The 11,655-nt window shown below is 52.0% G+C and carries 16 protein-coding genes and 1 pseudogene; 12 read left to right on the top strand and 5 right to left on the bottom strand.

Annotated elements, in window-relative coordinates; genetic code table 11:
• Positions 1-151: 151 nt before the first annotated feature.
• Positions 152-1,030: a DegV family protein gene (locus OCT58_RS03235; RefSeq protein ID WP_267201411.1), complete on the top strand. Its 879-nt coding sequence runs from the start codon at positions 152-154 to the stop codon at positions 1,028-1,030.
• Positions 1,027-1,563 carry a hypothetical protein gene (locus tag OCT58_RS03240; protein ID WP_267201412.1) on the top strand — a complete coding sequence of 179 codons (537 nt, stop codon included), beginning with the start codon at positions 1,027-1,029 and terminating at the stop codon, positions 1,561-1,563. The genes OCT58_RS03235 and OCT58_RS03240 overlap by 4 nt, the downstream gene beginning before the upstream one ends.
• A 36-nt stretch (positions 1,564-1,599) precedes the next feature.
• On the opposite strand, the gene OCT58_RS03245 is transcribed toward OCT58_RS03240, so the two are convergent.
• A complete protein-coding gene (locus tag OCT58_RS03245; RefSeq protein ID WP_267201413.1) occupies positions 1,600-2,256 on the bottom strand; it encodes an HD domain-containing protein in 657 nt (218 codons plus the stop codon).
• An 84-nt stretch (positions 2,257-2,340) separates the two neighbouring features.
• On the opposite strand from OCT58_RS03245, the gene OCT58_RS03250 reads away from it, so the two are divergent.
• On the top strand, positions 2,341-3,174 hold the full coding sequence (locus OCT58_RS03250) for a glycosyltransferase family 8 protein (protein WP_267201414.1): 834 nt from the start codon (positions 2,341-2,343) through the stop codon (positions 3,172-3,174).
• A 39-nt stretch (positions 3,175-3,213) separates the two neighbouring features.
• Here the strand turns inward: OCT58_RS03250 and OCT58_RS03255 are convergent, their stop codons facing one another.
• The 3 genes from OCT58_RS03255 to OCT58_RS03265 all read right to left on the bottom strand — a co-directional run bounded on the left by OCT58_RS03255 (position 3,214) and on the right by OCT58_RS03265 (position 5,417).
• Positions 3,214-3,858 carry an endonuclease III domain-containing protein gene (locus tag OCT58_RS03255; protein WP_267201415.1) on the bottom strand — a complete coding sequence of 215 codons (645 nt, stop codon included), beginning with the start codon at positions 3,856-3,858 and terminating at the stop codon, positions 3,214-3,216.
• Positions 3,859-3,947: 89 nt separating this feature from the next.
• A complete protein-coding gene (locus tag OCT58_RS03260; RefSeq protein WP_267201416.1) occupies positions 3,948-4,790 on the bottom strand; it encodes an alpha/beta hydrolase in 843 nt (280 codons plus the stop codon).
• A 72-nt stretch (positions 4,791-4,862) separates the two neighbouring features.
• The gene (locus tag OCT58_RS03265; protein WP_267201418.1) at positions 4,863-5,417 is read right to left on the bottom strand and encodes a TetR/AcrR family transcriptional regulator; all 555 of its coding nucleotides are present in this window, start codon (positions 5,415-5,417) and stop codon (positions 4,863-4,865) included.
• A 128-nt stretch (positions 5,418-5,545) separates the two neighbouring features.
• Between OCT58_RS03265 and OCT58_RS03270 the strand changes: the two genes are divergently transcribed.
• The 7 genes and pseudogenes from OCT58_RS03270 to OCT58_RS10425 all read left to right on the top strand — a co-directional run bounded on the left by OCT58_RS03270 (position 5,546) and on the right by OCT58_RS10425 (position 9,630).
• Positions 5,546-6,283 carry a hypothetical protein gene (locus OCT58_RS03270; protein WP_267201419.1) on the top strand — a complete coding sequence of 246 codons (738 nt, stop codon included), beginning with the start codon at positions 5,546-5,548 and terminating at the stop codon, positions 6,281-6,283.
• Between the two features lies 1 nt (position 6,284).
• The gene (locus OCT58_RS03275) at positions 6,285-7,094 is read left to right on the top strand and encodes a hypothetical protein (RefSeq protein ID WP_267201420.1); all 810 of its coding nucleotides are present in this window, start codon (positions 6,285-6,287) and stop codon (positions 7,092-7,094) included.
• A 9-nt stretch (positions 7,095-7,103) separates the two neighbouring features.
• The gene (locus OCT58_RS03280; protein WP_267201422.1) at positions 7,104-7,778 is read left to right on the top strand and encodes an NAD(P)-dependent oxidoreductase; all 675 of its coding nucleotides are present in this window, start codon (positions 7,104-7,106) and stop codon (positions 7,776-7,778) included.
• A 167-nt stretch (positions 7,779-7,945) separates the two neighbouring features.
• Positions 7,946-8,470 (top strand): GNAT family N-acetyltransferase, encoded by a 525-nt coding sequence (locus OCT58_RS03285; protein WP_267201423.1) that lies wholly within the window; start codon positions 7,946-7,948, stop codon positions 8,468-8,470.
• Positions 8,471-8,583: 113 nt separating this feature from the next.
• The gene (locus OCT58_RS03290) at positions 8,584-9,294 is read left to right on the top strand and encodes an AzlC family ABC transporter permease (RefSeq protein WP_267201424.1); all 711 of its coding nucleotides are present in this window, start codon (positions 8,584-8,586) and stop codon (positions 9,292-9,294) included.
• A pseudogene (locus OCT58_RS10420) lies at positions 9,294-9,419 on the top strand (branched-chain amino acid transporter AzlD); the annotation flags it as partial. The gene OCT58_RS03290 and the pseudogene OCT58_RS10420, both read left to right, overlap by 1 nt.
• Before the next feature lie 127 nt (positions 9,420-9,546).
• Positions 9,547-9,630, top strand: a complete 84-nt coding sequence (locus OCT58_RS10425) for a hypothetical protein (protein WP_368669247.1) — start codon at positions 9,547-9,549, stop codon at positions 9,628-9,630.
• A gap of 39 nt (positions 9,631-9,669) precedes the next feature.
• Here OCT58_RS10425 and OCT58_RS03300 read toward each other — a convergent pair whose 3' ends face one another.
• A complete protein-coding gene (locus OCT58_RS03300) occupies positions 9,670-10,548 on the bottom strand; it encodes a LysR family transcriptional regulator (protein ID WP_267201425.1) in 879 nt (292 codons plus the stop codon).
• Positions 10,549-10,605: 57 nt separating this feature from the next.
• On the opposite strand from OCT58_RS03300, the gene OCT58_RS03305 reads away from it, so the two are divergent.
• Positions 10,606-11,151, top strand: coding sequence for a flavodoxin (locus OCT58_RS03305; protein ID WP_267201426.1), 546 nt, complete (start codon positions 10,606-10,608; stop codon positions 11,149-11,151).
• Between the two features lie 26 nt (positions 11,152-11,177).
• Positions 11,178-11,498: a carboxymuconolactone decarboxylase family protein gene (locus OCT58_RS03310; RefSeq protein WP_267201427.1), complete on the top strand. Its 321-nt coding sequence runs from the start codon at positions 11,178-11,180 to the stop codon at positions 11,496-11,498.
• Positions 11,499-11,655: the final 157 nt, after the last annotated feature.

An 11,655-nucleotide genomic window follows, 5' to 3' on the forward strand; every position in this document is an offset into this window, starting at 1 on the left:
CATTCTAAACAAGTTTCAGCCCTTGTGTCGACAAAGAAGGTTGGTTTATTCTAGTGGGTGTGGTATGCTTCTTGTATTATGCGAGTATTTTATACCGATTAATTTGCACTTATCTTGATAATTATCAAATTTGAAATTGGAGGACGATATAATGAAAATTGCTGTTGTGACCGACAGCACGGCCTACCTGACTCCCGAAGAAGCGGCCGCCAATCACATCCACGTTGTACCGATCCCGTTTGTGGTGGACGGCAAGAGCTATCGTGAGGGTGTTGACATTACGACCGCGGAATTTTATCACCTGTTAAAAACGTCAAGCACCTTTCCAAGCACTTCCCAGCCGTCGATTGGTGAAATGATGGAGCTCTACCAAGGCCTGGCTGATCAGGGCTACGATGCCGTCATTAGCATCCACCTGACCAGTTCAATCTCGGGCTTTTTGAACTCGATCAGCCAGCTTGCCGAAGAAATGAAGGACACGATTAAGATCGTGCCGTTCGATAGCCACATCACTGTCAAGCTGATGGGCTACCTAGCCCTGGAAGCTTCCAAGATGGTTCAAAATGGCGATGACCTGGACACGATTGTAACGAAGCTGACCCAGCTGCGGGACACGATTAACGAAGTCTTCGTGGTCGATGACCTGCAAAACCTGGTCCGGGGTGGCCGTCTTTCCAACGCCTCAGCCTTTGTGGGCTCCATTTTGAAGATCAAGCCGCTCCTCACCTTCCACAACGAACATCACGCCATCGAGGCCTTTGAAAAGGTTCGCTCGATGAAGAAGGCTAAGCTGCGATGCGAGGAAATCTTCAAGGAAGACCTGGCTAAGGTTGATTACCCGGTTCGGGGACTGGTTTTCCACGCTAACGCACCGGAAGCCGGGCAAAAGTGGCTGGACAAGCTTCAAGCCGAGTACCCAGACATTAACTTTGAACTAACCTACTTCGGGCCGGTTGTCGGGACGCACCTCGGTCAGGGTGCCTTGGCCCTGGCCTGGATGCAGGACACCACGAAGAAGCCTTTAGAATGAGAACATCGGTGAAAAATGGGGTCATCGTGATCATCGCGGTGGCCTTAATGCTTCTGGTCACCGTCTTCAGCCCCCGGGTGGTCCTGCCGACGGGGAGTCTCGTTGCACCGCTGGCCGGGATCATCGGCATTAGTGCCTTGCTAACGGTGGGCGTTCCGTTGGCGCTTTTGATTACAATGCTGGGCCTGGTTGGAATGTTTTTGCTGGGAGCCGCTGATGAGATTGTGATTGTGGCCGTGGTGGTCGCCTTTATTGTGGTCGCTCTCCTGCGCAGCCGCCAGACGAGGCCGGTCAGTCACCAGCAGTTGATCCTGTTTGGCCTGATGGCCGGGATATTGATGTTTGTCCTCATCGAGCTTGGTCTCCTGGTTCGCGGCTGGCTGTTTGACGGTCAGTGGTCGACTGCCCTGGCCTTTGGACAACTTGGCCTTTCACTGGGGACCCTGACTGCCCTACTCTATGCCGCCTTGGTGGCGCCGGTTACGATCGGCTGGCGCAAGGTGCTGGGCCGGTGGAGTGAAAATGGATTGTAAAAATAAAAAGCTTCCTGTGTTGGGAAGCTTTTTATTTTAGCGTTCTGCATTCCATTCTGCTTTAAATTCATTTAGAAAGTCATACATCATCTGCTGGCAGTGCTCAGCAATTTCTCGCGCAGTCTTGGTCTGCAGCATGTCCTTTAACTTGAGCAGCTTTTCGTAGAAGTGGTTGATGATCGTTTCATCTGCCAGGTTGCGGTATTCCTTCCGGCTCATGTTTTCCCGCGGCTTAGTGGCGGGGTCGTAGATGCGTTCGCGGTGCCGGCCCCCGTAGTAGACGGCCCGGGTGATACCGATCGCGCCAATGGCATCCAGCCAGTCGGCGTCCCGGACAATCTTGGCGATGGGTGAAAGATGGAGCGGCTCATCGTCGAGGGTGCAGGCAAAGGAAATGTTAGCAATGACGTCCATAATGGTAGCAACTTGCTCGGCAGAAAAGTCCTGACCTAAAAGGTAGTTTTTCAGCTCGGCCTTAGCACTGTCCACGCTGTCGACCAATTTTTCGTCAATCGTGTCGTGCAGGTAGGCGGCCACTACCGGCAGGAAGGGATCGACGCCCTCACCAATGGCTAGTCGGCGGGCCATTCTGACAACCCGGTTGATGTGATCCATGCCATGGCCAGATTTGTCAGCCCCCAGCTTACTGATGGTGTAGTTCTTGACTGCGACAATTTGCTTTTCTTGCTCCATAGTGAACCTCCATTACTGAAATTAAATGCGTACCACCCGACGAAGCTTGTTATAATTAGGCAGAAGAACGAGGGGAGACGCGCAATGAATTTATTGTTTTCGATTGATGACCATTATACTACACAGCTTGAAACGGTGCTGCTGTCGATTCGCCTGAACACCCGGCCGACGAAGATTAACGTCTACGTGATTCAAAAGCAGCCTCTCAAGCAGGCAGCCGAGCTGAAACGGGTCTGTGCTCACCTGGGGATGACTTACCACCCGGTAATGGTCGAAGATGGGCTCTTTGCCACCGCACCGGTGACTGACCGCTACCCGACGACGATCTATTATCGTCTGCTGGCCCATCAGTTGCTGCCAGAAAACCTGCACAAGATTCTCTACCTGGACGCCGACGTGCTCTGCATTAACGACCTGACCAGTCTCTACGACCTTGACCTCAGTGGCTACCTCTACGCCTCAGCGATCCACACTGGACTGACTAACACCACCGAGGTGATCAACAAGATTCGCCTGCAAAATTTCGACGCCGATGGCTACTACAATTCCGGGGTTCTCCTGATGAATCTGGACGAGATCCGGCGGCGGGTGCGGGCTGAGGACATCTTTAGCTACATTCGCCAGCACGTTCTTCTTCTGCCTGATCAGGACGTCCTCAACGCCCTTTACGGCAAATACATCAAGTCGGTGCCGGACGAGCTTTATAACTTCGACACCCGCAACGGGCGCATCTACGAGACGATCTCCTTTGGTGAGTGGACTCTTGACTGGGCGGTCAAGCACACCGTGATCCTCCATTACTGCGGTCGGGAAAAGCCATGGCTGACCACCAAAAATAGCGGGCGCTACACGGCTCTGTATAAGCATTACTGGCGCTTGGCAGAACGGGTGGCGGACGACAAGCTAAGACTTAATTAAAAGCGCGTCACGGGGCCGACGAAGGCTTGCGTGACGCGCTTACTTTAGACGGAGTTGATCGCCGGCGAGAAAGCTGTCGTTAAATTTGGTGAGGGGATGAAAGTAACGCTTGCCGAACTCATCGATCAGGCCGTGGAAGTCCTGAGCCATGGCAGCGGTGAAGTCAGTTGGCAAGCTAACCCGCTTGGCCAGCTGCTGGTAGGATATCAGACCCGTGACCCCCAGGCAGGTGAAGAGGGTCCGGGCGTACTTATCGCTGATGAAGGTGGGCACCTCGAAGACATAGGTGAGCAGCACATCGGCAGTCTCCGGACCAATCCCGTGCAGCTTGAGCAGTTGTGTGCGGAGCTGTTCTCCGAATCTTTGCCGGATCGCTGGGTAGTTGTAGTCAAACTGCTGCAGCCAGGAAAAGACACTGACCAGGGCCCGGCTTTTATTGCGGTAGAAACCGGCGGGCCGGACCAGATCGTGGAGCTTATCGGGCGTTAGTGCCAATAGCTGGTCGGGATCCAGACTGGTTTTCCCGCGCAGTAGATCCAGGGCCAGGTCGGCGTTGCGCCAGTTAGTGTTTTGGATCAGGATGGCGCCAATGATGATCTCTTCCTTGGAGTCGGCTGGCCACCAGCCGGACGGCCCCATCTGGCGACGCATCTTTTGATAAAGCGTGGTGAGGGTGAGTTGCATGCAATCAGTCCTTTCCAAATTATTTTTTAACAGAAGAAGAGAACGGTCAACCGATCACACTCGGCCGACCGTTCTTTTGATAGTAGGTTTTACTTGCCCCAGAAGAATTTGATCAGGATTTGATTGACCTGCGGGTTGTGGTGGAGCAGTTCGTGCTTGACATTGGCCCCGGTGAGCCGGATTTCGCGATACGAGCGCGGCCGGTTGTTCAAGAGGTAGCGGAAGGATTTGCTCGACAGGTTGCTGACCTGACTATCGTCGCCGGTACCGAGGTCCCCGTAAACGTTTAAAACCTGAACCTGTCGCGGGTAGAAGTGGCGCAGGGGCAGCAGCTTGCGGTAAGAGCCATTCATCGCGGATGGCTTGCCGGTCTTGGCGTTGACGGATTTCAGATCGCTTGGCTGGTTCCAGCCCATGGCACCATCGAAGGGACCACCCAGTGCAACCTCCTTTTGCAGCTGAGGCAGTTTTTTATTGTGGGCGTTGGCCAGGAGGTAGTACATCACCGCCAGGTTGCCCATCGAATGGGCCTCGATGTTGATCTTCTTGAAGTGGTTAGTGTTTTGCAGCTTGACGATGACGTTTTTAGCCCACTTGCCCTGTTCGCTGTAATTGGTGTCCTGGTTGTTTTCGAAGTTAACCTCGACGAGCGGGTTGACGGCATTGTGGGGAATTGTGCCTTCCAGGGTGACCTGGCCAGACCCACTGACGTCGGCGACAATCGCCGTCTTGCTGACGCCAGCGGTCATGATGCCGTCAACCATGTATTGTTCTGATTTGGTTGAGCCCCCGAAGCCGTGGAAAAAGAGGGTCGGGGTGGTGGAATGGACATAGTGATCGGCCAACTGCTGGGCGTGGCCGCTGCTGGTCGGTAGGAGAAGGATAACCAGGGCCACTATGAGGCTGCTCAATATTATAAAACGTTGTTTCATGAAACTTTAGCCTTCTTTGATGTAATTATGGCTATCATAGCATTATCTGCTGGCGATGGAATGATCGAATCCTTAATTGCCGGTTTTCTTTAGGGAATTGAGGAAGGCAGGACTGCTGGTGATCTTGGTGGCATAGTCGACCATTTCATCAATCCCCGGTTTCATCCCCCGTTTAAACCATTCGATCACCAGGTTATAGGCAATCCCGTTCCAGGCGGCATGGATGATGTAGTCCTGTTGGTCTGGCAAAATTTCTTGGTTTAACAGTGCGAGGATTTCCGCTTCCAATCCGGCATTGATGATGATCGTCAGCTTTTTTCGCTGCTCGTAAACGGCATTGAAAGTGTAGCGCCAGCCCTCCTGGAGGCCGGGGAAGAAGCTATTAAAGCAGTTGGTGGTGACGCTTTGGATCAGTTCTTCCAAAATGTCATTTTTGGACTTGTAATTATTGTAAAAGGCGGAGCGGGAAACACCGGCCACCTTGATTAATTCGGTAATTGTAATTTTGGCAAAATCTTTTTTCCGCATCAAAATGAAGAGGCCCTCTTGAATCGACTCCCGGACGATCTGGCGCGATTCGTGGTTGGCCTTTTTTAGTGCGGCAATCTGTTTGGCAGTTTTAGTCATGTAAAGTGATCCTTTCTGTGAAAACAAATTTTCGCTTCTGTCCACGCGGCTCTTCAAACCATTGTCATCCCCCTTATTGTAAAGTAAACTACGGATAAAACAACTGTATTATCGGAAAGGAGAACGACATGATTAAGGTTTCGATTAGAGGAAAAGAATTCACCGAGACGGATATTAAGGAATGGGAAGCCTGGCGAGTAGGAGTCTCGAAGAAATTCTTTGAAAAGAAATTAAACAAGCAGCTCGACATTAAGAATGCGGATGAGCTTGCCGCATTTAAAGCAGCGATTCCCCAAGCGGAGATGCGACGCCTGATGCAAAAACAGGTTGACTTTACGGCCACTGGCAGCAATATCGTCGTTCGAATGTCCAGGGGGAAGCGCAAGATCAGCGTGACGGAGATGGATGTGGACTTTTGTTATTCAAAAACGCTGCGCAAGATGTACGATGACATGATGCTCAACAACACGGAAGCCAACCGCCGGGCCTGCCTGCGGGCCAACCCGGATCATTACCTGCTGCAGGGCCTGAATGAGACCGATCAAGAAGTGATTGAGCTGACGGGTGGGCTGCCATGGGCCAGCAGATTCGTCATTCGTTACGGTGACTTTGCCGGTTTGCAATCGAAAAAGGATCCGGACTACCCTTATCAAGCAGCTGGGGTCTCGTACCTGCCGAGTGGCCTGGCCATCGGGGCCGTTCGTCACCAGATGAAGGATACCGCGACGGGGTGCCACATCAAGCTAATGGTTGAATTTCCAATCTTGATGCCGGATAAGAACATTCGCGCCCACGAGTACCATTTAGCGTGCGAATTCTACAATTGGTTTAGCGAAATCGAAAGAAGAATTAAGGAGGGTGAATAGGATGGAAGCCGAAGTATACTTTAGCGGCAAAAAGGTGGCACCAAAAGAAATTGAGGAATGGGAGAAACGGCATTCGGTCGCAATGGCCAAGCGCTTGCAGAAGTTCTATCATATCGATGTCAGCCCATTCTTTGTGCGAAGCATTCCCGAAACCGACGTCTTGACCGTGCGCAAGAAGCTTGTCGATTACAAAATGCAGCTCAGCAATGAAGAGATTCGCGGGAAACTAAAGCACGTCTTTCAATTGACCAACACGGCTGAGGACTTGATGGCGACTTTAGGGCGGCACAAGCGCAAGTCCAGCGTCGTGGAAATCGTCGTTAAAAACGTGCCCGCTAATTTTGACCTGAAGAAGTTTGTTGATGAAATCCAGGCCCTGATGACCTCGTCCTCCACCAAGGACCGCCGGATTGGCTTGGCAGCCAGTCCGGACCATCTGCTTCTTGAAGGGCGACCACATAATTCCCAGGAAATCGTTGAGATTACTGGTGGGGCCCCGATGGAAGCCCACTTTATCAACTATTACGGTGTTGAAGCGGGGATCAATTATCCACGGGATCCGGAATACCCCTACCAAATGGTCGGCATTAGCATGATGACGAATAACACCATTGCGGGGGACATTCGTCATCAGTACAAGGAAGAGGGAACAGGCTTTCGGGCCAAGCTGGCAGACGAATTCCCCGTTTTCTTCACCAGCTCCATGATCCGTGAGCACCAGTTCCACTTGGCCAACGAATTCTTAGTATGGTACAAGTATCTGCTAGATAATTGGAAGCAATCGCCCCAGCAAGTAAAAAACAGGAAGTAGGTTATTGAAATGAAGATTATGGTAATTGGCGCCTTTGGCCGGGTTGGACAAAAGGTTGTTCGATTAGCCCAAACACAGGGAATGCAAGTGACCGCGGTTAGTCATCACGATCATCCGGAAGTCGATCTCGGTCAGGCAACTGTCTTAATCAAAGACGTCGAGGAACTGACGCAAAAAGAGATCACCGGCTATGATGCCATTCTAGATGCAACGGCCGGCTGGGATGAAGCCAGTGCAGCCAACATTTATCTTGGCCTCTGGCATCTTGCCCAATTGTTGAGTGGCTTTAAGAATCAGACGCGCCTGTTGAAGGTTGGCGGCACGAATACGCTTTATATTAATCCTGCACACACACAGACCCTTCAGAGCCTATCCAGCTATTACCCAGCAAAGTACAAGTTCATGTGTGACGCCCATCAAAAAGCACTCGATATTCTGCGGCGCTATTCTAATCTCTTGTGGACCTATGTTACCCCGGCATATAATTTTGACTCTCAGGGCCCGGCCACCTATGCTTACCACGTCGAAGGAGAGGATTTTACGCCTAATTTAACGGGTGATGATGGCAAAGACGATTACATTAGTTACGCTGACTATGCTTATGGGATTGTGGATTTGCTTGCTAATCACCGCTTCATTCGCCAACGGATCACCCTTGTTCATGGTGACAAGCCTGGTCAATAAACCAATTGGGAAAGGCAGCGCTTTGAGCAACGCTGCTTTTTTTTACGTGCTCGCTACCGAGCCCTTATCATTTGTCAGAGAAAAGCAAAGTGTGATATATTATTATGGTTCTAATTATCAGCTGAGCGGTTTTGATAAGAAAAAAATAATGAAGGGATGATCAACACATGCAAATTAAGCAAGCAACGATGGATAATCTTGACCAAATCATTGAAATCCTGCGCGACGGCCGCGACCAGCTGGCCTCCCAAGGGATCGACCAGTGGCAAGGGGACTATCCCAACGTTGAACACGTCAAGGAAGATATCAATCACGGCTGGGCTTACCTGGCTCAATCCGATGATGATGAAACGGTCGGCGCCCTGTCGATCGTGGAAGCACCGGATCATTCCTACGATGAGCTCGACGGTGACTGGCTCATCGATACCGACAAGTACGTGGTGATCCACCGGGTTGCCATTCACTCTAACCACGCCGGTAAGGGCTATGCTTCAGCCCTCTTCACCAACGTGATCGACTACATTAAGACGAACCGGAAAGACATCAAGACGATCCGGATTGACACCCACGAAGATAACAAGATCATGCAGCACCTGATCACCAAGACTGGCTTTACCAAGGTTGGGATGCTCCATGGTGTTTACCGTCCAGAGGAAAATTCAATCGTTTACGCCATGCTGACTGGCAACTAAAACACTATTGCGACGCCTTCTAAACGGAAGGCGCCTTTTCTTTATTGGAATGGTCACGGCCCAATTGATCTGTTAAAATAAAACGTATTACGGATTTTGGGAAGTGATGAGCAATGAAAAATGAACGACGGCAAAGTAATTTTCGCTTTGCCCTTCAGACCTCGAGCCCGGTTTTCTTTGGCTACGTGATCCTGGGGATTGGCTACGGACTGTACATGCATAATCTCGGTTTCTCGTTTTGGTATCCGACCCTGATGGCGCTGACGATCTACGGGGGCTCGGTCGAGTTTGTGATTGCCAACCTTCTGCTGCAGCATTTCGACCCGCTCAACGTCTTCCTAATCACGGCCGTGGTGGGCTTTCGCCAGTTCTTCTACGGGATCTCGATGCTGACAAAGTATCCGCACCGGGGTTGGCGGAAGTGGTTTTTGCTCTTTGGGTTGACGGACGAGACCTTCGTCATCAACTACAACCTGTCCCACGTGCCGGATAACTGTGATCTGCGAACGGTCCAGCTCTGGATCACGGTCCTCGACTACTTCTACTGGGTGCTGGGCGCCTTCTTAGGGGGCTTTTTGGGCAGCGCGATGAACATCCAGATCAAGGGGCTGGACTTCGTGATGACGGCCCTCTTCATCGTTTTAGCCCTTGAACAGTTCCTCAAGGAGAAGACCCACGTCAGCTCGATCAGCGGGCTTGTGATCACCGTTACCTGTCTGTTGCTCTTTGGCAAGACCTACTTTCTGATCGCGACCCTGCTGATTTTGGTCGGCGAATACTATTACTTTTATCGGCGACGCGTGCGGGGAGGTGAGGGCCAATGATGTTTTGGCAACGAGTGGTAACGATTGGCATCGCGGCGGTCACCAACTTTTTGACCCGCTATCTGCCATTTCGCCTTTTTACCTCCAGCAAGGACGAAGAGGATGAACTCTCGCCCTTCATCAAGGGGCTTGGGGAGTTCCTGCCGGCGGCAATTATGAGCATGCTGGTCGTCTACTGCTACCGCAACATTAACCTGCTGGGGGGGCAATCACGGCTTGCCGGACCTAATCGCCGGCCTGATCACCGTCCTGGTGCACCTCTGGCGGCGGAGCATGTTTCTCTCACTGATTGTCGGGACGGTTTCCTACATTCTATTAATTAACTTTGCCTTTTAAACAAAAACGTCGATCGCAAATTACTGCGAGCGGCGCTTTTTAGTTGCTGTGATCGGCGACGAATTGCAGGAAGGCTTCGGCGGCCGGTGAAAGGGTGCGGTTCTTCTTCCATACCAGAACGTGGCCGGTTGAGGTTGTGGGACTGAAGGGGACAAAGGCCAGTGAGGGGTCGTGGTAGAGGTTGAGAATACCGCCGATGGCCAGGCCGTAGTATTGGCCGGAACGAATCAGCTCCATGGCGTTGTTCGGCAGGTTGTTGCTGACCTTGGCGTTGAGCTTGCGAAGATCCAATTTGAGGATGTCGCTGACTTGGTCCCTGACGATGTTGCGGTGGGGGATAATCAGTGGCAGCTTGGAGAGGTCGTCCTTGGTGAAGGATTTGCGTTGGGCCAGTGGATCGTCGGCGCGGAGGATGATTCCCCATTGCTCGTGGACGGGGAGAACCAGGTAGTTGTACTTAGCGGCCTCGACTGGTTCGATCAGGCAGGCCAGCTCGGTTTCAGCCTCGTCGATCTGGCGGCGAAGGACGTCGCCGTCACCATCAAAAAGGTTGAAAAAGACGTCGGGGTGCTGCTGCTGAAACTGGTTGACGAGCTGCATCAAAAACGCTGAGGCATTGGAGACGACGCAGCCGAGGTTGACGGTCCCGGTGAGGGCATCCCCCTTTTGGTGCAGTTCCTCTTCGGTCTGGTCGAGGAGCTGGAGGATTGTTGTTGCCCGTCGCTGAAAAAGCACGCCGGCACGGGTTAGCTGCATGCGTCGCTGGTTGCGGTCGAAGAGGGTGGCGTTCAGCTCGTGCTCCAGGTCCATGATCTGCCGGGAGAGGGTTGGCTGGGTGACGTGCAGCTGTTTGGCGGCCTTTGTGATATTATTAGTTTGAGCAACGGTTAAAAAGTATTTCAAAACGCGGGTATCCACAAACGTACCTCCTAAATTAGGTTAATAAATTAATTATAGCGCAAAGGGGACCTTCACATGGCAAAACAAGCACTGATTCTGTATTATTCCCAATTTGATACTACGGCCAAGGTGGCCAGCCAGATTCACCGGTTGACCGGGGCCGACATTCTACGGGTTCGGGTGGCACCCGGAACTTTTCCGGACGACATGAACGCGACCGACAAGGTTTACCGCCAGCAGCGCGCCAGTGGTGACCTGCCGGTACTGATCACCAAGCTGCCGGACCTCAGCTACTATGACACGATCCTTGTCGGGGGCCCGGTTTGGGGCGGCCAAATTTCGTCACCGGTTATGCGACTGCTGGTCATGCTCCAGGGTTATCATGGCACGGTGGCGCCCTTTAGCACCGGCTGGAGCGATACCGGTAATTACCAGCAGGACTTTGTTGCCCATGCTGGCAAGCTGCGGGTCGGGCCCGGCTATCACATTCTGACCCACGCCAATCCGCGTTTTGATTCGGCGAGCCTGGCATCCTGGTTCTCCCACATTGCCATCACCAAGGGAACCAGCGAATGGCTGGAAAAGGTTGACGACGCTTACTACGACAAGCTGAGCAAGTAATTAAGATTGAAGGGAGCTTGATTCAAATGGCAAAGAAACAAACTGCAGGTCGCGACCAACTCGGTGATTTTGCCCCGAAGTTCGCAGAATTAAACGATGACGTCCTCTTTGGCCAGGTGTGGTCGCGGGAAAAGGAACTCAGTCCACGTGACCGGAGCTTCCTGACCGTCACCGCCCTGATCACTAAGGGAGCCTTTGAACAGCTGCCTTACCACATGCAGACGGCGAAGAAGAACGGGATCACCAAGCAAGAGATTGCCGAAATGATTACCCAGTTGGCGTTCTATGTTGGCTGGCCGAATGCCTGGAGTGCTTTTGCCGTTGCCAAGAAGGTTTGGGACGATTAAGCAAAATGTTCGTGGACGTTGGTATATCAACGTTTGTTAGTACTTGTTGTTCCAACAGCGTTTATCATGTGTTATGACAACACTCTTGGAAATTAAAACAAATAAGGGCCCAAACAACTTTTTGAAATATTTGTGGGCACATTGAGAGATGCCCCTA

The organism is Limosilactobacillus kribbianus (genome assembly GCF_026413145.1).
Lineage (GTDB): Bacteria > Bacillota > Bacilli > Lactobacillales > Lactobacillaceae > Limosilactobacillus > Limosilactobacillus kribbianus.